Origin of the sequence: Bacillus cereus group sp. MYBK245-2 (genome assembly GCF_051916145.1) — a bacterium.
Lineage (GTDB): Bacteria > Bacillota > Bacilli > Bacillales > Bacillaceae_G > Bacillus_A > Bacillus_A pacificus.
Genome location: NZ_JBQAGB010000001.1, coordinates 189,103 through 215,890, shown reverse-complemented (window position 1 = coordinate 215,890; position 26,788 = coordinate 189,103). Strand labels below are relative to the sequence as shown.

Below are 26,788 nucleotides of genomic sequence, written 5' to 3'. Positions count from 1 at the left end.
ACAGAGTTTAAAACTTTTAAAAATTCTGTATTTTTGGTAAACTGAAAACATCGCTCATTTTAAGGGAGGAGGAAAAATATGAAAGTATTTATGAATTTAGCGTGGTTTTTTAAACAAGAAAAACGAGCGTACATAACCGGAATTATTTTATTATTTGGCGTCGCACTTTTAGAACTTGTAGCACCAAAAGTGATTGGGATTGTTGTAGATGAAATTAACGATGGAACATTAACGACTGATAAGTTACTAAAATGGGTTGTACTCTTAGTGCTCGTAGGTATTACGATGTACATATTACGTTACGTGTGGCGCATTATGATTTTTGGGTCTTCATTAAAGTTAGCTCGCCAATTACGGAAAAATTTGTATGAACATTTTACAAAGATGAGTCCATCTTTCTATCAGTCAAATCGAACAGGTGATTTAATGGCGCATGCGACCAATGATATTCAAGCAATTCAGCAAACTGCTGGGGCGGGTGTTTTAACACTTGTTGATTCATTAGCTGTTGGAGGATGTGTACTCGTAGCGATGGGTTTTACAATTAGTTGGAAGTTAACATTGTTAAGCTTAATTCCAATGCCGATTGTAGCAATATCGACAAATTATTACGGCACTTTATTACATAAAAGGTTTCATAAAGCACAGCAATCGTTTTCGGAAATCAATGATAAAGTGCAAGAGAGTATGAGTGGGATGAAGGTAATTCGATCGCTTGGACAAGAAAAAGAAGATTTACAAGCGTTCCGAAAAAAATCAGAAGATGTCGTACATAAAAATATGTTAGTTGCACGTATTGATTCGTTATTTGATCCAACAATCGCTCTTATCGTAGGTTTTTCTTTTTTAATTGCAGTATGTTACGGGTCAGTATTAGTTGTGAGAGGTGAATTAACAGTAGGTGATCTCGTTACATTTACGACATATTTAGGTACTCTCGTTTGGCCGATGTTAGCGTTTGGATGGCTGTTTAATATTATGGAGCGTGGGCGTGCTTCGTATGACCGTGTAGAAAAAATCCTCTCACAAAAATCAGATGTAGTAAATAGAGAAAATGCTGTGCATACAATAGCGAGCGGTGATATTTCATTTGCGGTCGATTCGTTTTCGTATAAGAAAAATGAACTGTTACATTTAACGGATATTCACTTTGATTTGAAGAAGGGGGAAACGTTAGGGATTGTAGGACGTACAGGTGCAGGGAAAACGACTTTATTAAAATGTTTAATACGTGAGTATGATCATTTTAATGGTGAGTTAAAAGTTGGGGAGCGGGATATTCGCGATGTAACACTTTACGGTGTCCGTTCTGCCATTTCATACGTGCCGCAAGATCATTTTTTATTTTCAGCAAGTATTGGGGAGAATATTGCCTTTGGAAAGGCGGATGCTACATATAATGAAATTACTCGGGCCGCAGAGATTGCTTGTATTCATAATGATATTCTCCAATTTTCAGAAGGATATGAAACAGTAGTAGGAGAAAGAGGCGTTTCGTTATCTGGAGGTCAAAAACAGAGGATTTCTATTGCGCGTGCTTTATTAACGAATGCTGAAATTTTAATTTTAGATGATTGTTTATCAGCAGTAGATGCAAAAACAGAAGAAACAATTTTAAATGCTTTAAAGAGGGAAAGAGCAGGGAAAACGACAATTATTACTGCCCATCGTTTAAGTGCAATTCAGCATGCCAATCTTATTCTTGTTGTGGATGAAGGTAGAATTGTACAACGAGGTACACATGAACAACTAATGAAAGAACATGGTTGGTATAAAGAAATGTATGAAAGCCAGCAGTTAGAAGCATTAGTCGAGAAAGGAGGCGTATGATGGCTGAGAAAAAACAGAGCGATTTAAGAAGATTACTGTCTTATATGAGGCCATATAAAGGACTGTTAGCATTAGCATTTTTATTTCTAGTTGGTGCAACTGTAACAGAAATGATGGGTCCTTTTTTAATTAAACAATTTCTTGATGAACACTTAGTACCACGTAACTTTGATCAATCAGCACTTGTTACTTTATTTGTAGTGTATATTGTTGCTCACTTATTAAAAGTATTATTTACTTATTTAGACTTGTTATATTTTCAAAATATTGCTTTTAAAATTGTTCAAGATATGCGTGTTGAAGTATATGAGCATGTTCAAAAGTTGTCATTAAGTTTCTTTGATCGTACGCCGATTGGTACGCTCGTATCGCGCATAACGAATGATACAGAAGCAATTAAAGATTTTTATGTCAGTGTATTATCAACATTTGTTAAAAATATCGTATTTTTAGTAGGGATTTTAGTAGCGATGTTTTTATTAAATGTAAAATTAGCGCTATTTTCTCTCGTATTAATTCCGATCATGTTTGCGATTATGGTGCTATATCGCCGGAAAAGTGCAGCTTTTTATTTAGAAGTCCGTAATCAATTAAGTGTGTTAAATGCAAAGTTAAACGAGTCCATTCAAGGGATGAATATTGTTCAAGTGTTCAGACAAGAAAAGCGCATGAGAAAAGAATTTGAAGAAGTGAATAATAAACATTATAGTGCAGGGCGACGTACATTAAAGTTAGATGCATTGCTTTTACGTCCAGCAACTGATTTAGTTCATATTGTAGCTATTGCGTTAGTACTTGGTTTATTTGGAATTGATGCTTTGAAGAGTCCTGTTGAAGTAGGCGTTTTATATGCGTTTGTTAACTATATACATCGTTTTTTCCAGCCTGTAAATGAGATGATGATGAAATTATCATTTTTCCAACAGGCACTGGTTTCATCATCACGTGTATTTCATTTAATGGATGAGAAAGATTTAGCGCCAGTTCAAAAAGGGGATGGAAATCCTCAAGTTATTAATGGAGATATTGAATTTAAAAATGTTACTTTTTCGTACGATGGAAAACGTGATGTTTTAAAAAATGTATCTTTTCACGTGAAACAAGGGCAAACGGTTGCTTTCGTTGGGCACACTGGCAGCGGAAAGAGTACTATTATGAATTTATTACTGAGATTCTATAATATTAATTCCGGAAATATTGTAATAGATGGTGTAGAGTTAGAGAAATTTGAAGAACAAGAAATTAGAAAGAAAATAGGACTTGTATTGCAAGATGCATTTTTATTTGCGGGAAATGTAAAACAAAATATTCGTATGTATAATGAAGAAATTACGGATGAAGAAGTAAAAGAAGCGGCACAATTTGTGCAAGCGAATACGTTTATTGAAAAATTACCAGAGCAGTATGAAACGGAAGTAGTAGAAAGAGGAGCTGCATTTTCTAGTGGTCAACGACAATTAATTGCTTTCGCTAGAACGATAGCAACGAATCCGAAAGTGTTAGTATTAGATGAAGCAACAGCAAATATTGATACAGAAACTGAAGATGCAATCCAAACAGCGTTACAGCAAATGCGAAAAGGACGGACTACGATAGCGATTGCGCACAGATTATCTACCATACAAGATGCAGATCAAATTTTTGTTATGCACGATGGAGAGATAGTAGAAAGAGGGACGCATCAAGAATTACTGAGTGAACAAGGATTGTATTATAATATGTATTTACTACAAAATAAAGGAAGTTTACAAAAGGCCTTGTAATTACAAGGCTTTTTTACTTTGGTTATAAAATATGTTTGCTCTTTATGTCTATAGTATAAACGTCGTCACCCTTTAATAAAGTTGTACATATTGTATGTATACGAAATGAAAAAATTGATAGGAGCTTTTATATGCAAGATAGATCTAGTTCAAATATTACGTTTATTGATGTGTCTCATTGGGAAGGGAATATTGATTGGAATGCAGTGAAGGGATCCGGTATTTCAGCGGCGTATGCAAAAGCGACAGAAGGTGTAAATTACATTGATCCTACTTTTACTAAGAATGTACAAGCAGCACGAAATGCGAATGTATTAATCGGTGCATACCATTTTGCACGCCCAGAACAAAATGATGCAATTTCAGAGGCGAAATATTTTGTGAGTATATTACAAAGTAACCACACAGACTTAATGCCAGTTCTGGATTTAGAATCACCAACAGATCCGAGCAACAGTAATTTAACTGGTAGCGCTATATCGAATTGGGCAAGAAGCTTCATAAATTATGTGAAACAGGCTACTGGAAAAGATGTAATGTTATATACAGGAGTTTGGTATATTAATGAGTTCGGAATTAGCGGATTAAGTGATATTCCACTTTGGATTGCTAGATACTCGAGTACACCGCCTGCTGATGCTGGTGGATGGACAGAGTGGACAGCGTGGCAGTACACAGATTCTGGACAAATTTCAGGCGTAGGAAATTGTGATGTATCAGCTGCAGTTTCATTAGAAGCTTTACAAGGGAATGGAGCAAGTGGTGGAGGTAATGTTTCCCCGTTTAATAATGCAACTCCAGTGTACGGAGTTGTTATAATTAATGGAGATAATGTGAATTTGAGAAGTGGACCATCTTTACAGTCTAGTGTAATTCGCCAATTGAATCGTGGCGAAGCATATGAAGTTTGGGGAGAACAGGGTGGTTGGCTTTGTTTAGGGACAAATCAGTGGGTATATAATGATTCGAGTTATATTCAGTATAAACATTATGTGGCGACTATTACTGGTGATAATGTAAATCTACGTGATGCTCCATCATTAAATGGAAATGTTATAAGACAGTTACATCATGGTGAATCGTATCGAGTATGGAGTAAGCAAGATGGATGGCTTTGCTTAGGGACAAATCAATGGGTATACTACGATTCAAGTTATATTCAGTATGGTGTACAATAGAGTGGAAATAAAAGGTATCTCTTCAGAGGTACCTTTTATTAAAAATATACAACTTTTACAAGGTCTATATCGAAACCATAGTATACTATAATAGATATATTTATAAAAAATAATTGAAAATGAAATAAAGGAGAAAAAATATGGATTATGTGCTAATAGGTGTAATTTTATTATTATTAGCTGCAGTATTCGTGCTGTTTTATAAAAATAAACAGCTAGAATCAGAGAGCCAGCAAGCGGAATTTGAAAAGAAACAAGCAATTGAAACGTACGAAAATGAAATTGCAGCTACGGTTACAGAACATAAAGAGCAGCAAAATACATTAAAAAATATGGAACAGAAAAAATACAATGATTTACAAATAAGTGCAGCTAGAGAACTTGAAAATATGCGTATGATGAAAAATCAATTAGCTGTGCAACATAGTAAAGAACGCAGTGAAATGCAAGAAAAACATAGTAACGAAATACATATGTTTCAAAAGTTAATTGCAGATTTGCGAGAGTATACGAAAAATGGAGCCGAAGTGAGTACGCACGAAACATTACAATATATGAAGCGTGGCTTCGTAGAGCAAGGCATAATACTAGATAATGAATTTCATATAATGCCGAATGTTTTTATGAGGAATCAGCATGGAAGAAATGATTTTCGAATTCATCATCTTGTTTTAAGTAAAACGGGTATGTATGTACTTGAAACGAAAGAATGGACAGGGAAATTAATTCATGGCTTAACGAAAGAAAATGCTAGTACATATTCATTTATGATTGATGAAATTGGCAAGTATCAACAAGAGATAGAGAAAGAAGAGACGTTTGAATATATTACAGGTGAAGATTCATTAACGATACAAGTGAAAAATGAAGGGAACCCAGTATATAGAGCGAAGAAACTATCTCATATTCTATACAATTGTTTGAAAGAAATGCAAGTTGATATTGTAAAGGAAAACATAAATCCGATTGTATATTTTTATAATGAGAATGGGAAAGAAGTGCTAGATCTTTCTGAAGAAAAAACGCCGAGATTAAAAGATAGAGAGCAAATTGTATCGTTCTTCAGAAATGAATTCTTAACGGGGAAAGTAATATATACAGGTCAAGAGTTGGAAAAACTTCGAGAAACCATTAATCGAATGAATTATATAATGAATTAAAAAGAGGTGGGCTTTCTGAGTGTTATATTAAGGGGTATTTTGTATGTTTATATTTGTTTGTATATACTCATGTATCTTGCTTTTATGTTTATTATTGGTATGGCTCATACGTCATTAAGTGTAACGAGCATTTTTATAATAGCCATGCCATTTGTTTTATTAGTTATGATTCAAAAGTCGATCTTATATGTTGCTAAAAATCGTAATGAAGAAAAGAAGCAAATATCGGGGGTGTTAATAGTAGCACTTATTCCGTTAGTAGTATGTACTGCACAATTAAGTATGAATACGTACACTTCCAAGTTTAACCAAGATCGGTGGTTACATGCTGAAGATAAACGGGTACATATGGTAGATGATCTATTGCAAAAATATAAATTAACAGGAAAATCAAATGAAGAAATTACACAATTATTAGGAACGCCTACTGAAACGAGAAATGGAGAAAACGGGGTTATCACTTCGTACTATCTTGGAACTGAACGTGGCTTTATTCCCATAGATAGTGAACATCTTGTTTTACAATTTGATAGAGATGGTAAAGTTGTGGAATATAAGGTGCATAACGATTGAAGAAACGTAGAGAGAAGCTATATATTATAGCTTCTTTTTATATTCCAATATAGTAAATGTAGGCAAATAGTAGTCATTCCTATCTATACGAATTGAAATGAGTCTGTTATATTGTAAATGGTTATGTTGCTTAATAGTTTAGTAGATAATCTATATTTTGGTTGAGGAGGGGAATTTTAACACGAATTTAATGATATGCGTGTTAAGTATTTATGATGAAAAAAGGATTTTATAATGTTTTAGCTGCATCAATTGTATTTAGTATGGTGACGATTCCAAATTATTCCTATGCTAATGAGCTTGGAAAAACTGTTACAGTTTCATCCGATGAACAAGCTTTAAAAAGTATTGAAAACCATATGAAAGATGAAGATGGTCGAGGGGAAGATAGAGGAGTAAGAAGTGAAGTGCAAGGTGAGTTTCTTGTACATATAGTGAAAGAAGTACCTTTATACGATTCTAGTAATTTTCAAAAAGAGACAGGGATTCGTATTTCGAATCAAGTCGTAAAAGCTGAGAAGAGAAAAGGAAACGCTTACTATGTTCAAACTTCATCGGGAACGGGATGGATACAAAATAGTGATGGAAATGTAGAGGTTAAAGAAATTCACCCGTTATTAAGTGAAAAGTTAGTTATTAATGAAGGAAGCTCTACTTACTCTGAACCATTTACTTCATACAAAGAAGAAAATGTATTGGAGCCGCAAACTATTCAAGCAATTGGACAGGCAGGAGAATGGTTCCAAGTAAAAATAAATAATGAGATGAAATGGATTCATTCACCTTCAGCAAAATTTGAAGGAACAAAAGCTTCACTTATACAAGATGCAGCACCAACACGTACAAAACGTGCAGCAGCTATGTATGTTGCCCCAATAGAAGAGAAAACAACGGATATTTATGGTGTACCTTTAAAAGAAATGATTGTACCAAAAGGAAATGAAAATATTCGTCCAGGTTATGCGATGAACCCGAAGTATATTACGATTCATGAGACCGATAATTATAGTGTTGGGGCAAATGCTAGAAACCATGCGATATATTTATATAACCAAGCAACGGGAACGGAAGATCGTTCAGCGTCGTGGCACTTTACGGTAGACGATAAAGAGATTTATCAACACCTGCCATTAAACGAAAATGCTTGGCATGCAGGAGATGGGGCAGAAGGAACTGGGAATCGAGAATCAATTGCGATTGAAATTGCTGTAAACGAAGATGGTGATTACAATAAAGCTGTTGAAAATGCTCGTAAACTAGCAGCTTATTTAATGGGGGAATTAAATATTCCTTTAGAAAATGTGAAAAAACATCAATTTTGGAGTGGGAAGATTTGTCCAGCCATTATGATTAAAAATAATGGGTGGGAACCATTCTTGCAAGGAACAAAAGTTTATTATGATGCGAACCATAAAGATGATATAACGGGTGGTTGGTATGAAGCAGACATTCGTGAATTAGATAAGCGCGGTATTATGGTTGGAGATGGAAAAGGTTCTTATTGGCCAGAGCGCCTTGTGACACGTGGTGAATTTGCAAATTTAATATCAAGATCATTGCAGCTACCTGAAGGATCATCGAATTTTAATGACTTAAATACAGCACATCCATCGCTAATAGATGGTATTAATCGTGCAGCAAGTGCTGGGATAATAAGTGGTAGAGGAAATGGTATATTTGCTCCAAACGATACGATTAAACGAGATGAAGCTGTTATCATGATTGACCGTGCACTGCAATATAAAAAAATTAAAGGTAACTTAGTCTCGTTACCATTCTCAGATCAAGATTTAGCATATGATAAACAAGCTGTACAACGTGTTTATGGATTAGGTATTGTAAAAGGAAATGAAAATAATGAATTTATGCCGAAAGGTTCTGCAACGCGTGGGGAATCGGCAGCATTTATTAATAGAATGTTAAAAGTAATAGAAAGTAAATAATGAAAAAGCATTCGCGATTGCGAGTGCTTTTTTATTTTTCAATACGTTATGGAAGGGAGAGAAGGGTTTTGAAGGGAATAAGGAATGAAAGCGGAGGTGATGCATATATATAGATGCGTTAAGTTGTTTTTGGCATATTGTATAAATGAAAAGGAGGTAAGACGGTGAAAGCTATACCGACTGATGTCCTGAGTAAAGAATTGATGGAAAGAGAAGGCGTTATATCTATTACAGTAAAGGAATTTGAAAAAATCGAAGTAGCTGGAGTAGTAGTCGCTGGCCCCGCGGTTATTTTGATTAATCAAGATTAAGTACATAGTATTGAAATAAAAAGTATCCTAGATGGATGCTTTTTATTTGTGTAGAAGAAAGAATATGGTGGATAATTGCCTTACTGGAGGGAGAGTATGTGGCAATTATTATAACGATGTTAGTAATGGGGATTTTATTAGGGTTTGTTGGAGCTGGGGGAGCCGGGTTTATTATCGCGATACTCACTTTAGTATTCCATATTCCTATTCACGTTGCACTTGCAACGTCTTTAACTGCTATGGCATTTACGACATTATCTGGGGTTATAAGTCATTATCGTGAAGGAAATGTAGTACTTACTATAGGCGGGATTGTTGGGGGATGTGGAGCGCTTGGTTCTTATATCGGTTCAAAAATTGGTTCACTTATACCAGGACATCTTCTTCATTGGTTTACAGCTGGGATGTTATTTTTATCTGCAATTTTTATGTTTATTAAATTAATTAAGTTTCAAAATAGGGAAGAGTTACTTTTAGCAGAGATTAAAGATTTTTCGAAAGAGAACATAATGAAATGTATATGTCTTGGATTAGTCACTGGAATGATGGCTGGTTCATTCGGGATAGGTTCTGCACCATTTATTCAACTTGGATTAATGTTTCTATTAGGATTAACGATCCAGCAATCTGTAGGAACAACAATGCTGGTTATATTGCCAATTGCGATTGGAGGTGGGCTAGGATATAGTTCAGAAGGCTACCTAGATCATATATTATTATTGCAAGTATTAATTGGGACGATGTTAGGAGCGTATATTGGGGCGAAGTTTACAAATTATGCACCAAGTATGCTTTTGAAGTTTTCAATGATTATGACACCAGTTCTAGCTGGATGCATGTTATTCATGGAATAAAAATAATATAGCAAACTAATATGTTTTACGAATGAATTATGTAAGTAATTCATATTTCCCATATAAAAGGATTTGCTTTAATATAATGAGTGTAAAGTTCGAGTATTCGAAGTACTACTTGAATTATATCCCTATCCCTTTTCTAAAAATGCGAACAAGTTTTGCCCTATTCTATTCAATATTTAATTGTATAGAAATATATTGTTCGATGACCATTATGGAACGTACATAATGGGAAAATCCCGATCCTTAAAGAGGATGCCCCTAATCTTCATGTGAAAATATGATCGGATATGAAAGCTGACCATAAATTGGTCAGCTTTCTTTTTGTTCAAAAACTATTTCTTCTTTAATTTCAGTTTGTAATAATAAAGCTTTTCCGAAACGACGTTTACATTCTGCACGCACTTTTTCAATAGCTAGTAGCTGAGTAGTAGCTGGAACTGTGACGATAGCCTGGCGAGGTTTTCGATTTTCTTCGCAAAAGACACATTCTACAACATATTTAGAAATCATGCTTTCATCCTTCCGTTTTTAATTTCTAAGAAGGAACTGCCTATGAAGTTGATGTAAATTTTCGTCATCGTTTTCCTTTTTTCCTCTTTTTTCAAGGAGAAAAGGAAAAAGGAACCGAATAGTAGTAGGGGAGGGATGTATATGGAAAGATGGATAGGCTGTGCAGCAGTATGTGTAAATGAAAGAAATGAAGTTTTAATGGTATTACAAGGACAAAAGGATGAAGAAAAAAGGTGGTCCGTCCCAAGTGGAGGACTTGAAAAAGGAGAAACATTAGAGGAATGTTGTATCCGAGAAGTTTGGGAAGAAACAGGCTACAATGTGGAAGTTGTAAGTAAAATATACGAAAAGGAAGGGATTACATATGGGGTTCCTGTATACGTTCATTATTATGTCGTAAAAAGAATAGGCGGTAGTATGAAAATCCAAGATCCTGATGAGTTAATACATGAAATTGCTTGGAAGGGGATAGATGAAATGAAGGAATTAACGCTATCTTTCCCGGAGGATTATGAGATTTTAAACAAATACATAAATAAAAAAGCGAGTGTGTAAACACTTGCTTTTTCAATGTATCCACGATAAGAAAAGCGGAACGATAACTAAACTAGCTCCTGCAGTTAAAAGCATAGATAAACTTGCGATCGTTCCCTCTACAGGACCGATTTCGAATGCTTTTGATGTGCCGGTTCCATTTGCGCTTGTTCCTAACATAATACCTTTTGCAATTGCTGTTTTAATACGACATATACGAATGAGAGAAGGTCCGAGCAATGCTCCTGTTAATGCAGTTAAAACAACAAATACTGCTGTTAATTGTGACATACCACCAATCATTTCTGAAATGGCCATTGCAATTGGTGTCGTTACAATATGAGGTGCTAAACTATGTTCTAACGATGAATCAATTTGAAAATAATTTGCTAGTAGTGCTGAAGTAATAACTGATAGAAACGAACCGACAATGACATTAAGTAAAATAGCCATTCCATGTTTCTTGAGTAAATCAAAGTATTTATAGATTGGCCATGCAAAAGCAACTGTTGCAGGTTTTAATAATTCTGTTAACCATTGGCCTCCAGTTTCATACGTTTCATAAGATGTGTCTAGTCCGAGTAATAAAGCGATTAAAATAATAGGACAGACGAGAAGAGGAGAAAGTAAGCTCCAATTCCAGCGTTTATACATTTTCTTCGATATCCAATATGTGAATAGTGTTAATAGTAAACAAAGAAAACCGATCATTGCACGGATCCTTTCCGCTTTAGTAGCAATTCTGTTAAAAGTCCTGTAACGAGAGTGACACAAAGTGTACTAATCATAATAATTAAGATGAGATCGATTCCATATTGTGATAGTGTATCTTTGTAGCGTATGACAGCGACTGCAGAAGGAATGAAAAATAAAATAAGTTCTTTTAATAAAAAGTCTGCACCGTCTTGTATCCACTCTTTTTTCACTAGGTTAAATTTTAATGAGATTAATAATAAAAAAATACCGATAATACTTCCTGGAACTGGGAGGTGTGCCTGTTTTGCAATCCATTCACCTGTCCAAGCGAAACAAAATAATAGTAAAATTTGTCCGCTTAATTTCCACCATTTCATACAGTAACCACCTCTTTCTTTTTTTACATAAAAATTGTAAAAAAGAATTAACAATTTCTACTATACGTTCATTCGAAAAATTTGTCTAATATATAAATTATATGTTATTAATATATTAGACGTATTAATTGAAATGGAAAAGGGTGTCCAAAATGGAATTACGGCATTTGCAATATTTTGTTGTAGTGGCAGAGGAGTTACACTTTGGACGAGCGGCTGCTCGTTTACAAATGACACAACCACCGCTTAGTCAACAAATTCAGCAATTAGAAAAAGAAATGGGAGTTATGTTATTTTCAAGAACGAAGAGAAAGGTTGAATTAACAGAAGCTGGAGAAATGTTTTTGAAAGAAGTAAAAAAAGCGTTCGAACAAATTGAAAAAGCGGTAGAGATTGCACAAAGTGCCCAAAGGGGAGAAGTGGGCTCACTTTCAATTGGTTTTGTAGGTGCGGCGATATATGATATTTTACCATCTATCGTAAGGGAGTATAGAAAGAAATTTCCGAGGGTGTCTGTTGCATTACATGAATTATCTACTCCAGATCAAGTGCATGCACTTCATGATAATCGTATTGATATTGGATTTTTGCGTCCACCAATCCCAACACAATTATTAGAATTAGAGCCGATACAAAAACTATCGTGTACTTTATGTTTACCGAAGGCTCATCCACTTGCAGAAAAAGATGAAATACATATAGAAGATTTACGGGATGAACCGTTTGTATTTATTACGAGACCAGTATGGCCAGCGTTATACGATACAATTTTATCACTTTGCCGCGACGTCGGGTTTAGTCCGCGTATCGTACAAGAAGCGACGGAATATCAAACAGTTATGGGACTTGTAGCAGCGGGGATTGGAATTACAGTCATACCCGTATCGGCAAATAAATTATATAAAACAGAAGTTGTATATAAAGAGCTATATGATTCTAATTTTGTTGCAGAAATGTCAGTAGCTTACAAAAAAATGAATAGCAATCCAGAGCTACTAGAGTTTTTAAAAATTGCAAGAGAGAAGAAAAGAATAGAAGTTGAGGATGAGATTAATTAAGTTATTAAAAAGTACACCTCATTAAACAATAAAGCGGAAAGGCAATATAATTGCCTTTCCGCTTTATTGTTCTTTTTTTAGTTTATACTAAAGAGATAAACATGTTCATTTTTGTTTTCTAGGACTAAAGGCTTAGAAAAAACTCCGATTGTAGTGCGATGTTTAAAATGTCATATTTTTATACACTAGTAGTATAGAATGCGTATGTAATAAGGTAGGGGAAGAATTTTATGTCTTTATGTCGGTTAGCGAGAAAAAATATAAGAACATTTGCTACCAAAAGGAAGAAGCAATTTATGTGGATTGCTATGAGTATTATGATTTTGTTTTTTATGATATCGCTACAATTTAATGAAGTAGTTGCTGGGGAATTAGGGACTACACTTTTATTTCAAATGTGTTTTTACACGTTGTTTATTGCAGTCATTTTCATATGTACGTTTATTACATATAAAATGACTTATTCTCTTCTGCAAGCGAGGAAAGAAGAAATTAAATCTTATGTAGCAGAGAATAGGAAGAGAAATGATGTACTATGTTTATTATGTCAGGAGCAATTATTTATTTATGGAGCAGCGTTTGTTTTTGGATTAGTTAATGGGATGTTATTTTTAAAATTATTTACGATTATCTTTATGAAAATAACAGGAATACAAGGGATAAATAGTGCACCGATTACAATATATGCAATAGTAGTAGTGAGTATAATTATGATTGTTATTCTTCTATTATCGATGGTGCAATGTTTTCGATTTGTTCAAAGTTTACAAGATAAAAATTCGTTTCATTTCAAGGAAAAGGCATGAGGAATCATGCCTTTTTCTATTTTACACAGAAAAATAATCATGTTACAGTGTAAAGACCTGACAAAGAATGGGAAGGAAAGGTTGTATAGAATGACAAATGAACAATCAATTGTAAAGGTCGAGCGGTTAACGAAGCGAATCGGTTCAAAGACACTTGTAGAAAATATTAGTTTTGAAGTTAAAAAGGGTGAAGTAGTTGGTTTGCTCGGACCAAATGGCGCTGGAAAAACGACTTTAATGAGAATGATGGTCGGCATGATTCGTATGACAGAGGGCGAAGTTTGGATTGATGGTCAATCTGTAAAACAACAATTTGAAAGTACTGCTTCGAAAATTGGAGCAGTAATTGAGACACCGGAATTTTATCCTTTCTTGAGTGGCTATGAAAATTTAACATATTTCGGACGAATGAATGGGAACGTGACAGAAGAACGTATCGATGAAGTAGTGAAATTGTTAGGAATGGGACAAGTAATTGACCGCAAAGTAAAAGCATATTCACTCGGCATGAGACAACGTTTAGGAATTGCTCAAGCGCTTATTCATGATCCAGATGTATTAATATTAGACGAACCAACGAATGGATTAGATCCTAGTGGAATACATGAAATGAGAATGTACATAAAGAAAATTGCACATGAACAAGGAAAAGCTGTTCTTGTATCTAGTCACTTACTTTCAGAAGTTGAATTAATGTGTGATAGAGTTATCATTATTCAGCACGGAGAATATGTCGCGACGCAAAATATTCAGCATAATCAAAGTGAAGAGATGGAGACAATCCGTATACGCGTAGATGATGCGAATAAAGCGGCAGAAATGTTAGACCAAGATGTTTTAATAAAAGGTAATGATTTACTTATTCATGTAAAAGATGAAGAAATCCCAAATGTTATTCGTACATTGCTTGAGAAAAACATTCAAGTGTATCGTGTATATGAAGAAAGAAAAACGTTAGAAGAGCAATTTTTAGAATTAACAGGGGGAAAAGATATTGTTTAATTTAGTGTATAACGAATTGTATAAAATATTTAAGCGAAAGCGAACGATTATTCCATTTGCAGTTATTGCAGTATTAATAATCGGATTAGGATGGGTTACTGTAAAGTATCTGGAGCCGGAAACAAAAGGATGGAAAGCTGATTATACAGAACGAACTGTAGAAATTGAGAAAAAGCTAGGCATGGAAAAAGAAGCAATTTTAGCGGAACGATCTGGGGATGAGCTTGTAAAGGAATATCAGCTTAAGATGAAGCATTTAGATACAGATACAGCACCGGCAAGTAGTTCTCCACTTTCTTTCATGAGAGATACAGGCTTTATCGTATTTCCAATATTACTTCCGTTTATCCTCGTGTATGCAAGTACAATTTTTGCGAATGAATATAGCTGGGGAACATATAAATTTTTAACGATACGACCAGCGAGTCGCTTTAAAATTTTGACAGCTAAGTTTTTAGCAATTGTCATATTTGCAGCGTTATTGTTTATATTTAATATGATTTTTTCCATTTTATGTGGGCTTGTTATTTATAAATTCCAGCAGCCTGCATGGAGCGAATTTATTTTCCAAGATGGAAATATTATAAAACAAAATATTTTTGTAGAGGCTAGTAAGTATTATATTTTATCGTGGTTGCCAACGATTGTGTATGCAGCGTTTGCATTTATGATTTCTGTGCTAACAAGATCTAGCGGAGGCGCGATTGGTATTTCACTATTTCTCGCTTTATCAGGAAACATCGCATTACTAGCAGCAACTAGATATGATTGGGCGAAATATTTATTGCCAGCAAACACAGATTTATATAGTATTGCAAAGAATGGAAGCTTTATTGATGGAGTAACGTTCCCGTTTGCATCATGTATGCTACTACTTTATTTATTCGTATTTTTAGGGGTTTCTTATACTGTATTTTTAAAACGAGATTTAACTTAAAAGAAAAGCCGTTAAGCACACTCTTAACGGCTTTTCTTTATGTTAATTGTTTAAGCGCTTTTTCGGCTAATAAAGCGAAAAATTTTGCGCTGATAGGCAATGCTTGTTCATCGATAGTGAACGAGGGATGGTGCCATTCATGTGTACCACTCGTTCCCATAAAGACGAATGATCCTGGTATGTGTTGTTGATAAAAAGAGAAATCTTCGCCAGCCATGGAAGGAGTAGGGGTAATCACGTCTAGTGACATTTCCTGTGCAGTTTGTGTACATAAATGAGTAAGACTTTCATCATTATGGACGGCAGGAGGACCTGAATAAAAACGAAATTCTGTTTTTACACCTAATGCATCAGAAACTCCTTGAATAATACGTTTCATGAGTGCAGGAATCTTTTCACGTGTTTCCGTTTGGAATGTACGTACAGTTCCTTCCAGCGTTGCTTTTTCAGGAATAACATTCCACGTATTTCCTGAATGTATGTTTGTGACACTAACGACGGCATTATGAGAGGAACTTATATTTCGGCTTACAATTGTTTGGAGTGCCATAACAATTTGAGAGGACGCGACAATAGGGTCTACCCCAGCATCTGGTACAGCTGCATGTGTACCAACTCCGTGAATTTCAATTTCAAATCGATCAACTCCGGCCATCAGTGGACCATCTTTAATACCGATTGTACCTACTGGTAAATCAGGTTTATTATGCATACCGAAAATAGCTTGCACACCATGCAGATGCCCGGCTTCGATGACTTTGCAAGCACCATTACTACTTTCTTCAGCCGGCTGGAATATAAAGCGTACAGTTCCGCTAAGAGAAGACTCTTTTTCCTTTAATAAATAAGCGGCACCTATAATAGCAGCTGTATGAAAATCATGCCCACAAGCATGCATTTTACCGTGAATTTTTGAAGCGTATGGCAAATTTGTTTCTTCTTGAATAGGAAGGGCATCTATATCAGCACGGATTGCTATAAGCGCTCCGTTGCTATTCCCCGAAATTTCAGCAATAACGCCTGTTTCTAAATTAGAACTTATAATCGTAATGTTTTTCTCTTCCAACCAATTCTTTATAGCTTTCGTCGTTTCAAATTCTTCGTATGATAGTTCTGGATGCTCATGTAAATTTCGACGAATAGAAATTAGCGTCTCAGTTAATTGCTCTAGATTTGCTGCCACTTATAATGCCTTCTTTCTTAAATTAAGTATTTAAATTAAGTATTTAAATTAAGTATATAATATTAAAAGAGAGGATTCTCAAATGAAAATCCTCTCTCGTTTATGCTGCCAATTTTTTGTGTGTATGATGTTTACGATAACGTCCACGCATTGCATAAGCAATTTGCGGGATTGCAATCCCGATTAAAATAAGTGATACACCGAACCATTGTGAAGATAGTACAGCTTCTTTTAAAATGAATACAGACATAATTGTTGTAACTGGTAGTTCCGCAGCGCCAAGAATAGTCGCTAAGCCAGAACCAATCTTTGGAATACCAATTGTAAAGGCGATAGAAGGAATGACGATACTGAATGTTCCTAAACCTAAACCGTATTTCCAAAGTCCTTCAGAAATTGCACCGTTAAAAATAAATGTTGGGGGGAATACGATCATTACTAAAGTTAAAGCACCAGCCATTAAAAGAACACCGCGTGGTAATGAAGGTACTTCAACAGCAACTTTTCCGCTCACGAAAATGTATGTGGCAAATGTAACAGCAGATAATAAACCTAATATGATTCCAGTCGTATCGAAATCACCTGCTGATTTTTCTAGTAAACCACTTGATAAAAATGTACCTGCGAGTAAGAAAATAACAGAAATAACTTTTTCTCTTGAAGGTAAAGTTTTTGTTGCGACTGCTTCAATAATAATTCCGACCCAAACGAATTGGAATAAAAGTATAATTGCGATAGATGCTGGTACAGTTTTTAATGAAGCATAATAAAAAATTCCAGTGAAACTTGCAGATGTACCTGCAACGAATAAAGTTAATGCTTGTTTTAATGGAACACGATGTCTAGAAAATAGAAGTGTAATAGCAAGCAAAATAATCCAACCGAACAAATATTGGCTGCCAATAACCTCTCCAAGTGAAAACCCTTCTGCATATGCAAGTTTAACGAAAATAGCTAAAATCCCATAACTACACGCTCCTAATAAAACTAAAAGAGAATAGCGAAGCATGAAAAATTCCTCCCATCTATATGAAATTGTTCCGTAACGGACATATATAACTAGAGGGAAGTATACAAAATTAAAAATAAAGGGTCAAATAAAAGAAAAGTATGACATTTTATAGAATAATAATAAAAGTATGATATTTATGCATAATCTTGAAATTAGTAATAATAGAAGTATTGTAAAATCAGCTTTGTATTGTATAAAGACAGCATTTGAAAAAAATATTTTTTAATAATATGTATATAAGGCATACGAATAACATGCTAATCATTTGAGAAACGATGTTAGCTTTGTTATGTTAATAACAATTAGAGTAGTTATATAATCAAATTGAGATTTTTCTATATAATAGAAGGAAATGGAAACGTTTTTTTAGAAAAAGTGTGAAAGGGTAGTTTTTCTTATTATCACGTTGGAAAAGTGATTTCACGAATTGTTCATAGTATTTTTATATGTTTTTGCTACAATATGTAAGGAGAGGAGTGGAATAATGCAAGATATTAGTATTTTTTTAGCGTTTGGTGCTGGGTTTTTATCATTTATTTCCCCATGTTGCTTACCGCTTTATCCGGCATTTTTATCGTACATAACAGGTATGTCGGTTTCTGAGTTGAAAGAAGAAAATGCAATGCTTCGCAAAAGAAGTATGATACATACAGCGTTTTTCTTACTTGGATTTTCAATTATATTTATTGCAATTGGATTTGGTACAAGCTTTATCGGGGGCATTTTTACGAATTATAAAGATTTAATTAGACAGTTAGGTGGTATATTTATCATCGTGTTCGGTTTAATTATTGTCGGTGTATTTAAGCCGAAGTTTTTAATGCAAGACCGTAAATTTACATTTAAGAATCGTCCGAGTGGTTATTTTGGATCAGTATTAATTGGATTGGCGTTTGCCGCAGGATGGACTCCTTGTACTGGACCTATTTTAGTGTCTGTCATTGGATTAGCAGCAACGAACCCAGAGTCTGCGATGATTTATATGATCGCATATATACTTGGATTCGCTATCCCGTTCTTCGTACTATCATTCTTTATTACGAAAATGTCTTGGATTAAAAGAAATAGTATGAAGTTCATGAAAATCGGGGGATACGTTATGATTATCATGGGTATTTTCTTATACTTTAACTGGATGACGAAAATTATCGTATATTTCTCAAGTTTATTTGGTGGTTTTAAGGGTTTTTAGTATTATTCTGTGAAAATGTTGGAAATACTAACGGAAAAGCATATAATGAAAGTATATTTTGCATATAGCCACAAAAAAGGATGAGAAAATATGAACATAGTTGTTTTATCCAGTATCGTTGCTGTTTGTATGGCTGTTGGTGCGATGTTTATTCGTTTAAAAGCAGCTAAGAAACCTGCAACATTGAAAAAAATTATACTTCCACCATTTTTTATGAGTACGGGAGCATTGATGTATGTTTTTCCTGAATTTCGATTAACTCCAGCAGAGATGTTAGAAGCGATTGGTGTAGGTTTGTTTTTCTCTATTTTTCTTATTAAAACATCTAAATTTGAAATTAGAGGACAAGAGATTTATTTGAAGCGTTCCAAAGCCTTTGTTTTTATATTAATTGGATTACTTGTCGTGCGAATTGTATTTAAAACATACTTAAGTCAATCTCTTGATTTAGGACAACTTAGTGGCATGTTCTTCTTACTGGCGTTCGCGATGATTGTGTCATGGAGAATTGCCATGTACCGTTCCTTTACGAAATTACAAAAGGAAATGGAAAAAGAAGATGGTTTTTATAATGAAAAAGATATGAAACTAACGTGAAGTATATATCTGTACAGAAAAAACAGCGTCAAAGACGCTGTTTTTTTATTGATATTATTAATGATTTTTTGTTCCAATCGCAACGTATAAATTGTTTAGTCTTGCGGTTAACGTGTTTGAAAAATGAAGATTATTTTGCTAATAAAGTTTTATAATTTGAATAATCAATCTCTTTTTCTTGTAGTTTTTTTACTAAAAATTTATGATCACGTTTTGGTGTAGCGATAATATACCCTTTAATAATTAAATCTTGTGTAATTTGAGAGGCTTTTTCTTGTAAGGCAAGTTCTCCGATTTTGCCAGCAATTTTTGATTTAGCGACATCGCGAAATAGTTCTGGAACAGGACTTACGAGCTCTTCTAATAATTGTTTTTGTTCATCATTCCATAAATGCCTAGTTTTATTAATATAGTGCTCTTCCCAATCTAAAATGGACATACCATCTTCTTTTGGTAATCGTTTTAAAAATTTTCTGAACATAAAGTATCCACCGATAGACATAAGTCCTAATAAAATAACAGTCCATAGCACAATAAACCAACTGAACCATCCTTCGAGCAAGCGTATCCCCCCTTAATGATTGCGGTTTTCTTTTATTCATATTATAAACAGTGAGATTCATAGAAAGCAAGAACGCTTGGTCATTTTGACCAAGCGTTATCATTTAAACGAAGTATAGTTGTTCAACACATAAATTATTATTATCATCTTCTACATATTCAATGATTAATGTGCCAACTTTACGATCTTTATCTTCAGTTGTGAAAATAGAGTAAGAAGTAAAACGTGCTGTTGATAGGCCGCTTATATGTGTAGGTAAAGAAATGTAGTCGTTATCGCGGAAGAATTCCATCAGTTCAATATCCTCAAATTCTTTTCGGTCAACTTGTTTGTTTGTATAGCGGCGTTGAAGTTGTTTTAAAGACTCATTCCAAGAAATTGCTTTTGTGTCGTATACCATTTTGTTCTATCTCCTTACTGTATGTAATCATTAAGAACATACGTTCTAATTTAGTATACTCTTTTTATTAGAAAAGGGAAAGCAAAAAATAATGTAAGCTTGGATTTCCAAGCTTACATTATTGATGCGTCCGTCATAATCTCTATTTTTTATTATATGTTAGATAAGAATAAGAAACAAGATGATATATATTTTGTTGATAGTTTTCAAGATTCTGTATATTATAGTTTTACTAAAGCGCAAGGGAATGAGAGGAATGGCATATGTAATTTCACTCCAAGGACCGATGGCAAGCGGAAAAACGACATTGGCTAAAAGGTTAGAGCGATGTGGGTTTTCAGTTATATATGAAAATCCTTATCCAATTGTAGAAAAGCGAAAGCGATTAAAGTTGGATATGAATTCAAAAGAAGGGTTTATAGCAAATCAAAAAATGTTTATAGAAGCTAAAATAAAAGATTTTCAAAATGCAAAAGGTTCAGTCGTGATTTTTGATCGTGGGCCAGAAGACATCGAATTTTATACACTTTTTTACCCAATGGTTATAGGGAAAGAGTGGGATATAGAAATTGAATTGAAAGATGAATTATATAAATTAAGAGAATGTCGTTCGGATGCTATTTTTTATTTGGATGTATCGGAAAGTAATTTATATGATAGAAAAAATAATGATAGAACAAGAAACAGAAGTACATTTGAGGAGCAATTTAAATTAGTAGAAACTGAAAAAGACTGGTATAAACAATTTCCTGTAACTTATGTGGACACGAATAGATTAGCGGTAGATGCATTAGAGTCATATTTTGCGAAGTGGTTAAAGGGGAGAGGGGTATGAAAAAAATACTATTATTCGTATATCCAACATTTGCGGAGTTTGAAATTACGGTAGCAACGGCATTGTTGAAAAATAAATATGAAATTATTACAGTGAGTTTAACAAAAGAATTGATTATAAGTGAAACAGGTTTGCAAGTGCAGCCACATATAGAATTAAGAGAAGTGCGTGTAGAAGAATATGAGGGAATTATTATTCCAGGCGGAGATGCGATACATATGAAGGATGCAGCAGGACTCTTTTCAGTCATCCGTCAATTTCACGAACAAGAAAAATTAGTAGCTGCTATTTGTGCTGGGCCTTATGCGCTAGCAAAAGCAGGCTTATTCAAAGAAATCTCGTATACAGTAACTATGGATTATAGAAAATTAGATTGTTTTCCAGTAGAAAATTTTGTGTATGAAGAAGTTGTGGAACATTCAAACATTATTACAGCGCAGGGGCATGCATTTGTACCATTTGGAATAGCGATTGCCTCTTATTTTGGAGTAACAAACGAACATAATATAAATTTTTACAGTGGTAAGGGGAATGTGATGATGGAGGAGCTTTTGCCTGAGAATGTATAAAAGCTAGCTAATGCTAGCTTTTTTCTTTTTGACATCGATAAATGGCTAACGTTTTCGGATCGCGCCATATACCGTTATGAAGTGACAATTCATTTTCTACTTCTTCTTTTAGCCATTCCTTCATTTCCGCGTGAAGAATTGTATTATCAGGTATATTTAGCGATGGAAACATGCTAGAAATATAGTTTACAATCGGAGTAGCATGATGAAAAACGAGAGCGTTATGAATAACTTCTACTTCAACAGTTGGAAAAACAGACTGTAATATCTCTTTACCATTTTCTAAACAAAATGGAGTGACTGATGATGTTGTTTTCGGCAAATCAAATGCGTCTAACATGCGGTTACACATTTCAACTATACGAGGTAATGTAACGTTAGAATTTGTTGTAGCTAAAAGTGAGCCACCAGGACGAATTACTTTATGGAATCCTTGGATTGTTTTTACGACATCTTTCATGTGATATAACATGTGTCTTGCGATGATCCAGTTGTAGCTATTAGCTTTGAAAGGAAGTTTACCAGCGTCACCTAGTCTCCATTCAATTATGCTATTCTTTATTGCTGCCTCAGAAAGCATCGTTTTCGATTGATCAAAACCGGTTAGTTGGCCTTTATGACCGTTAGTTTGTAAAAGGGAAAGGAAATTTCCATTAGCGCACCCAACCTCTAATATTTTTTCGTCTCCTTGAAGTTGTAAATGTTCCATGACGACTTTATCTAAATTCACTTGTTTTTCTTCGTAATGTTTATGCGTATCAATACGTGTTTGTAAATGGTTACTTACGTTATATTGGCGTTTTACATCATTCATTTTTTCACATTCCACCTTCGTGCAAAATTGCTGAATCGCATGTGTTAATACGTCGGTTTTCTTTAAGCCTTCGTAATGGAGTGCAGCTTCAAACCTTTCAAGTAATTTTTCTTCAATTCGAAAATGAATATCTTTTCGCTTTGTCATTGAAAATTCGCTCCTTTGCATCTGTTAGTGAGACTATAGCATGCCTGAAAAAAATGTGTAAATCATTTGTGTACACAAATGGAGGGGATGAAAAAATTATTTGAATGTGAGTTTAAACTATTGACGATTTAACCGTTTTCATATATTCTTAAATTAAGAAATATTCAAATAATTAAAAGAAATGAGAGAGTCACATGCTTCTTCAAGGAACACATCGAATTGGTCGTATGGCCATGCTGTTGGCACTTGCGGATGAGAATGAAAGCCTTGTATTATCTATCCCAAAAGGTTGGAAGTATTGTACTGGGAAAGTGGGTTCGATGAATTCGCAAAAGGTTGTCGCAGCAATGGAAACAGCGGCTAAGAGCAACCAAGTTATTGAAACAGACGTTTACAGAGAAACACATGCACTTTATCACGCAATTATGGAAGCTTTGTACGGAGTGACGAGAGGTCAAATTCAGTTAGCAGACGTTCTTCGTACAGTAGGACTTCGCTTTGCGATTGTGCGCGGTACACCATACGACGGAAAAAAAGAAGGCGAATGGGTTGCTGTTGCATTATATGGAACGATTGGTGCACCTGTAAAAGGATCTGAGCATGAGGCGATTGGTTTAGGAATTAATCACATATGATTTGCCCATAGTCTATTAGTTAGAAGGGGGCCTTACTTTTTTTAGGACAGCAGTCTGTCTTAAAAAGATAAGGCCCCCTTTTGCCTTTTTAAGGAGGAAAAAGAATGATTACATTAACGGGACATACATTGACAATTGAAGAAATGAAGAGGTTGTTACTTGAAGGGGAAGGTGTAACAGCTTGTCCAACTAGTATGCAAAAGGTGGCAGAGTGCCGCGAAGTAGTTGAGAAAATTGTAGAGGACGGAAAAGTCGTTTACGGTATTACAACTGGATTTGGAAAGTTCAGTGACGTGCTAATTCAAAAAGATGATGTAAAGGCACTTCAGCACAATTTAATTCAGTCACATGCATGTGGGATAGGCGATCCATTCCCTGAAGAAGTATCACGCGGTATGTTAATTTTACGAGCGAACACGATGCTTAAAGGAGTATCTGGCGTTAGGCCGCTCGTTGTAAATATGCTTCTTGAGTTTGTGAACCGTAAGATTCATCCAGTCATTCCGCAACAAGGATCACTTGGTGCGAGTGGCGATTTAGCACCTTTATCTCATCTTGCGCTCGTATTATTAGGCGAAGGTGAAGTGTTCTATAAGGGGAAACGTGTTCATGCGATGGTTGCTCTTACAGAAGAAGGTCTTGAGCCAATTGAACTTGAAGCAAAAGAAGGTCTGGCGTTAATTAATGGTACGCAGGCGATGACAGCGCAAGGAGTTCTTTCTTATATAGAAGCAGAAGCAACGGCTTATCAAGCTGAATTCATTGCATCTATGACAATTGAAGGTTTACAAGGCATTATTGATGCATTTGATGAAAATGTTCATAAAGCACGTGGTTATAAAGAGCAAGTGGAAGTAGCGAGCAGAATTCGTGACATCCTTCATGATAGTAAATTAACAACAAAACAAGGAGAACTACGTGTGCAGGATGCATATTCACTTCGCTGTATTCCGCAAGTACACGGTGCTTCTTGGCAAGTTTTAAATTATGTGAAAGAAAAATTAGAAATTGAAATGAATGCAGCAACGGATAATCCGCTAATCTTTGATGGCGGGGAAAAAGTAATTTCAGGTGGTAATTTCCACGGTCAACCAATTGCATTTGCGATGGACTTCTTAAAAGTAGGGATGGCAGAACTTGCAAATATTTCAGAGCGTCGTATTGAGCGTTTAGTGAATCCGCAATTAAACGATTTACCACCATTTTTAAGTCCAGAACCAGGACTTCAGTCTGGTGCAATGATTATGCAATATGCTGCAGCGTCACTAGTTTCTGAAAATAAAACGTTAGCACATCCGGCGAGTGTTGATTCAATCCCGTCATCAGCTAACCAAGAAGATCACGTAAGTATGGGAACAATCGCTTCACGCCATGCACATCAAATTATTCAAAACGTAAGACGTGTTCTTTCAATTGAGATGATTTGTGCGATGCAAGCTGCAGAATATCGCGGTATTGAAAACATGAGTACAGTGACGAAAAGTTTCTATCATCAAGGTCGTCAGCAAGTGCCTTCTATTACAAATGACCGTATATTCTCAACGGATATTGAAAATATTGCGCATTGGTTAAAAACGAATTATTCGATCAAAGAAAGATTAGATGTAAACGCAGCACTATAAAATGAGAAAAGGGAGAGATTGAAATGGAAAAAGTTAAACAAACAATTCGCGCGCCAAGAGGTACGGAGTTACAAACGAAAGGGTGGGTGCAAGAAGCTGCACTTCGTATGTTAATGAACAATTTAGATCCGGAAGTTGCTGAAAAGCCAGAAGAATTAGTTGTATATGGTGGAATCGGCCGTGCAGCTCGTAACTGGGAAAGCTACAATGCAATTGTAGATTCATTAAAAACGTTAGAAAGCGATGAAACATTACTTGTTCAATCAGGAAAACCAGTTGCAATCTTTAAATCACATGAAGATGCACCTCGCGTTCTTTTAGCGAACTCAAACTTAGTACCGAAGTGGGCGAACTGGAATCACTTCCGTGAACTAGAGAAAAAAGGTCTTATGATGTATGGACAAATGACAGCAGGTAGCTGGATTTACATTGGAACACAAGGTATTTTACAAGGAACATATGAAACGTTTGGTGAAGCGGCACGTCAACATTTCGGTGGTTCATTAAAAGGTACATTAACACTTACTGCTGGTTTAGGTGGTATGGGCGGTGCACAACCTCTTGCTGTAACGATGAATGGCGGTGTTGTTATCGCTATTGATGTTGATAAGCGCAGTATCGATCGTCGTATTGAAAAGAGATACTGTGATATGTATACAGAATCATTAGAAGAAGCATTAACGGTTGCGAACGAGTATAAAGAGAAGAAAGAACCGATTTCAATTGGTTTATTAGGAAATGCGGCAGAGATTTTACCAGAGCTAGTGAAGCGTAATATTACGCCAGATTTAGTTACTGATCAAACATCTGCTCATGATCCATTAAACGGTTATATTCCAGTAGGTTACACGTTAGAAGAAGCAGCAAAACTTCGTGAAGAAGATCCGGAGCGCTACGTACAATTATCAAAAGAAAGCATGACAAAACATGTAGAAGCCATGCTTGCTATGCAAGCAAAAGGCGCAATTACATTTGATTACGGAAATAACATTCGCCAAGTTGCTTTTGATGAAGGTTTGAAAAATGCATTCGATTTCCCAGGATTCGTTCCAGCATTTATCCGTCCATTATTCTGCGAAGGAAAAGGACCATTCCGCTGGGTAGCACTTTCTGGTGACCCAGAAGATATTTATAAAACAGACGAAGTAATTTTACGTGAGTTTGCTGATAATGAGCATTTATGTAACTGGATCCGTATGGCTCGTCAGCAAGTTGAGTTCCAAGGTCTTCCGTCACGTATTTGTTGGCTTGGTTACGGCGAGCGCGCGAAATTTGGTCGCATCATTAATGAAATGGTTGCAAATGGTGAATTATCAGCACCAATCGTTATCGGTCGTGACCATTTAGATTGCGGATCAGTAGCATCTCCAAACCGTGAAACAGAAGCGATGAAAGATGGTAGTGATGCAGTAGCTGACTGGCCAATTTTGAATGCATTAATTAACAGTGTAAACGGTGCAAGCTGGGTATCTGTTCACCACGGTGGCGGCGTTGGTATGGGTTATTCACTTCACGCTGGAATGGTTATCGTTGCAGATGGAACGGAAGCAGCAGCAAAACGTATTGAGCGCGTATTAACTTCTGACCCTGGTATGGGTGTTGTTCGTCACGTGGATGCAGGGTATGACTTAGCTGTGGAAACTGCGAAAGAAAAAGGCGTTAACATTCCAATGATGAAATAA

General features: G+C 35.3%; 28 protein-coding genes and 1 pseudogene. 21 read left to right on the top strand and 8 right to left on the bottom strand.

Annotated elements, in window-relative coordinates:
- The first annotated feature begins 78 nt into the window (after positions 1-78).
- The 8 genes from ACTFRN_RS01090 to ACTFRN_RS01055 all read left to right on the top strand — a co-directional run bounded on the left by ACTFRN_RS01090 (position 79) and on the right by ACTFRN_RS01055 (position 9,612).
- Positions 79-1,830, top strand: coding sequence for an ABC transporter ATP-binding protein (locus ACTFRN_RS01090; protein WP_000862464.1), 1,752 nt, complete (start codon positions 79-81; stop codon positions 1,828-1,830).
- Complete coding sequence (locus ACTFRN_RS01085; protein WP_000818393.1) at positions 1,830-3,593, top strand: ABC transporter ATP-binding protein; 1,764 nt, start codon at positions 1,830-1,832, stop codon at positions 3,591-3,593. Before ACTFRN_RS01090 ends, ACTFRN_RS01085 begins: the two co-directional genes overlap by 1 nt.
- Before the next feature lie 131 nt (positions 3,594-3,724).
- Positions 3,725-4,771, top strand: coding sequence for a GH25 family lysozyme (locus tag ACTFRN_RS01080; protein WP_001154090.1), 1,047 nt, complete (start codon positions 3,725-3,727; stop codon positions 4,769-4,771).
- Positions 4,772-4,911: 140 nt separating this feature from the next.
- Positions 4,912-5,931 carry a nuclease-related domain-containing protein gene (locus ACTFRN_RS01075; protein WP_000386802.1) on the top strand — a complete coding sequence of 340 codons (1,020 nt, stop codon included), beginning with the start codon at positions 4,912-4,914 and terminating at the stop codon, positions 5,929-5,931.
- 6 nt (positions 5,932-5,937) lie between these two features.
- Positions 5,938-6,504, top strand: coding sequence for a hypothetical protein (locus ACTFRN_RS01070; RefSeq protein WP_088106456.1), 567 nt, complete (start codon positions 5,938-5,940; stop codon positions 6,502-6,504).
- 215 nt (positions 6,505-6,719) lie between these two features.
- On the top strand, positions 6,720-8,447 hold the full coding sequence (locus tag ACTFRN_RS01065; protein ID WP_014893551.1) for an S-layer homology domain-containing protein: 1,728 nt from the start codon (positions 6,720-6,722) through the stop codon (positions 8,445-8,447).
- Positions 8,448-8,611: 164 nt separating this feature from the next.
- Positions 8,612-8,758 (top strand): BC1881 family protein, encoded by a 147-nt coding sequence (locus tag ACTFRN_RS01060; protein ID WP_000644411.1) that lies wholly within the window; start codon positions 8,612-8,614, stop codon positions 8,756-8,758.
- A gap of 98 nt (positions 8,759-8,856) precedes the next feature.
- Positions 8,857-9,612 (top strand): sulfite exporter TauE/SafE family protein, encoded by a 756-nt coding sequence (locus tag ACTFRN_RS01055; protein ID WP_000974645.1) that lies wholly within the window; start codon positions 8,857-8,859, stop codon positions 9,610-9,612.
- A 315-nt stretch (positions 9,613-9,927) separates the two neighbouring features.
- Here ACTFRN_RS01055 and ACTFRN_RS01050 read toward each other — a convergent pair whose 3' ends face one another.
- The gene (locus ACTFRN_RS01050; protein ID WP_000624205.1) at positions 9,928-10,128 is read right to left on the bottom strand and encodes a DUF3903 domain-containing protein; all 201 of its coding nucleotides are present in this window, start codon (positions 10,126-10,128) and stop codon (positions 9,928-9,930) included.
- A gap of 141 nt (positions 10,129-10,269) precedes the next feature.
- Here ACTFRN_RS01050 and ACTFRN_RS01045 point away from each other — a divergent pair, with 141 nt between their 5' ends.
- Entirely contained in the window at positions 10,270-10,683 is a 414-nt protein-coding gene (locus ACTFRN_RS01045; RefSeq protein ID WP_074568255.1) for an NUDIX hydrolase, read from the top strand.
- Between the two features lie 12 nt (positions 10,684-10,695).
- Here the strand turns inward: ACTFRN_RS01045 and ACTFRN_RS01040 are convergent, their stop codons facing one another.
- Both ACTFRN_RS01040 and ACTFRN_RS01035 read right to left on the bottom strand, forming a co-directional pair.
- Positions 10,696-11,373 (bottom strand): LrgB family protein, encoded by a 678-nt coding sequence (locus tag ACTFRN_RS01040; RefSeq protein ID WP_000578951.1) that lies wholly within the window; start codon positions 11,371-11,373, stop codon positions 10,696-10,698.
- Complete coding sequence (locus ACTFRN_RS01035; RefSeq protein WP_000872364.1) at positions 11,370-11,735, bottom strand: CidA/LrgA family holin-like protein; 366 nt, start codon at positions 11,733-11,735, stop codon at positions 11,370-11,372. Before ACTFRN_RS01035 ends, ACTFRN_RS01040 begins: the two co-directional genes overlap by 4 nt.
- Before the next feature lie 152 nt (positions 11,736-11,887).
- Here ACTFRN_RS01035 and alsR point away from each other — a divergent pair, with 152 nt between their 5' ends.
- The 4 genes from alsR (at position 11,888) to ACTFRN_RS01015 (ending at position 15,538) form a co-directional block, all read left to right on the top strand.
- Complete coding sequence (alsR, locus tag ACTFRN_RS01030; protein WP_000423223.1) at positions 11,888-12,793, top strand: acetoin biosynthesis transcriptional regulator AlsR; 906 nt, start codon at positions 11,888-11,890, stop codon at positions 12,791-12,793.
- Positions 12,794-13,023: 230 nt separating this feature from the next.
- Positions 13,024-13,599: a DUF2304 family protein gene (locus ACTFRN_RS01025; protein WP_074568256.1), complete on the top strand. Its 576-nt coding sequence runs from the start codon at positions 13,024-13,026 to the stop codon at positions 13,597-13,599.
- A gap of 90 nt (positions 13,600-13,689) precedes the next feature.
- The gene (locus ACTFRN_RS01020; protein ID WP_000180642.1) at positions 13,690-14,601 is read left to right on the top strand and encodes an ABC transporter ATP-binding protein; all 912 of its coding nucleotides are present in this window, start codon (positions 13,690-13,692) and stop codon (positions 14,599-14,601) included.
- A complete protein-coding gene (locus ACTFRN_RS01015; RefSeq protein WP_000482765.1) occupies positions 14,594-15,538 on the top strand; it encodes an ABC transporter permease in 945 nt (314 codons plus the stop codon). Before ACTFRN_RS01020 ends, ACTFRN_RS01015 begins: the two co-directional genes overlap by 8 nt.
- 37 nt (positions 15,539-15,575) lie before the next feature.
- Here the strand turns inward: ACTFRN_RS01015 and ACTFRN_RS01010 are convergent, their stop codons facing one another.
- A complete protein-coding gene (locus tag ACTFRN_RS01010) occupies positions 15,576-16,721 on the bottom strand; it encodes a M20 peptidase aminoacylase family protein (protein WP_088106457.1) in 1,146 nt (381 codons plus the stop codon).
- Positions 16,722-16,821: 100 nt separating this feature from the next.
- Positions 16,822-17,730, bottom strand: coding sequence for an EamA family transporter (locus ACTFRN_RS01005; RefSeq protein ID WP_088106458.1), 909 nt, complete (start codon positions 17,728-17,730; stop codon positions 16,822-16,824).
- Between the two features lie 327 nt (positions 17,731-18,057).
- On the opposite strand from ACTFRN_RS01005, the pseudogene ACTFRN_RS01000 reads away from it, so the two are divergent.
- The 3 genes and pseudogenes from ACTFRN_RS01000 (at position 18,058) to ACTFRN_RS00990 (ending at position 19,522) form a co-directional block, all read left to right on the top strand.
- A pseudogene (locus ACTFRN_RS01000) lies at positions 18,058-18,201 on the top strand (peptidase T).
- Between the two features lie 16 nt (positions 18,202-18,217).
- Positions 18,218-18,925: a cytochrome c-type biogenesis protein CcdA gene (ccdA, locus tag ACTFRN_RS00995; RefSeq protein ID WP_001152682.1), complete on the top strand. Its 708-nt coding sequence runs from the start codon at positions 18,218-18,220 to the stop codon at positions 18,923-18,925.
- Between the two features lie 90 nt (positions 18,926-19,015).
- On the top strand, positions 19,016-19,522 hold the full coding sequence (locus ACTFRN_RS00990; protein WP_001028639.1) for a CcdC family protein: 507 nt from the start codon (positions 19,016-19,018) through the stop codon (positions 19,520-19,522).
- A gap of 130 nt (positions 19,523-19,652) precedes the next feature.
- Here the strand turns inward: ACTFRN_RS00990 and ACTFRN_RS00985 are convergent, their stop codons facing one another.
- A complete protein-coding gene (locus ACTFRN_RS00985) occupies positions 19,653-20,084 on the bottom strand; it encodes a DUF2621 domain-containing protein (RefSeq protein WP_042989588.1) in 432 nt (143 codons plus the stop codon).
- A gap of 103 nt (positions 20,085-20,187) precedes the next feature.
- The gene (locus tag ACTFRN_RS00980) at positions 20,188-20,484 is read right to left on the bottom strand and encodes a hypothetical protein (protein WP_000262403.1); all 297 of its coding nucleotides are present in this window, start codon (positions 20,482-20,484) and stop codon (positions 20,188-20,190) included.
- A gap of 256 nt (positions 20,485-20,740) precedes the next feature.
- On the opposite strand from ACTFRN_RS00980, the gene ACTFRN_RS00975 reads away from it, so the two are divergent.
- Positions 20,741-21,319 (top strand): AAA family ATPase, encoded by a 579-nt coding sequence (locus tag ACTFRN_RS00975; RefSeq protein ID WP_088106459.1) that lies wholly within the window; start codon positions 20,741-20,743, stop codon positions 21,317-21,319.
- Positions 21,316-21,888: a DJ-1/PfpI family protein gene (locus ACTFRN_RS00970; RefSeq protein ID WP_088106460.1), complete on the top strand. Its 573-nt coding sequence runs from the start codon at positions 21,316-21,318 to the stop codon at positions 21,886-21,888. The genes ACTFRN_RS00975 and ACTFRN_RS00970 overlap by 4 nt, the downstream gene beginning before the upstream one ends.
- A 13-nt stretch (positions 21,889-21,901) precedes the next feature.
- On the opposite strand, the gene ACTFRN_RS00965 is transcribed toward ACTFRN_RS00970, so the two are convergent.
- Positions 21,902-22,849, bottom strand: coding sequence for a class I SAM-dependent methyltransferase (locus tag ACTFRN_RS00965; protein WP_140383341.1), 948 nt, complete (start codon positions 22,847-22,849; stop codon positions 21,902-21,904).
- Positions 22,850-23,043: 194 nt separating this feature from the next.
- Here ACTFRN_RS00965 and hutP point away from each other — a divergent pair, with 194 nt between their 5' ends.
- The 3 genes from hutP to hutU all read left to right on the top strand — a co-directional run bounded on the left by hutP (position 23,044) and on the right by hutU (position 26,788).
- On the top strand, positions 23,044-23,484 hold the full coding sequence (hutP, locus tag ACTFRN_RS00960; protein WP_087967222.1) for a hut operon transcriptional regulator HutP: 441 nt from the start codon (positions 23,044-23,046) through the stop codon (positions 23,482-23,484).
- A 104-nt stretch (positions 23,485-23,588) separates the two neighbouring features.
- Complete coding sequence (gene hutH, locus ACTFRN_RS00955) at positions 23,589-25,106, top strand: histidine ammonia-lyase (protein WP_088106461.1); 1,518 nt, start codon at positions 23,589-23,591, stop codon at positions 25,104-25,106.
- 23 nt (positions 25,107-25,129) lie between these two features.
- Positions 25,130-26,788 (top strand): urocanate hydratase, encoded by a 1,659-nt coding sequence (hutU, locus tag ACTFRN_RS00950; protein WP_000416709.1) that lies wholly within the window; start codon positions 25,130-25,132, stop codon positions 26,786-26,788.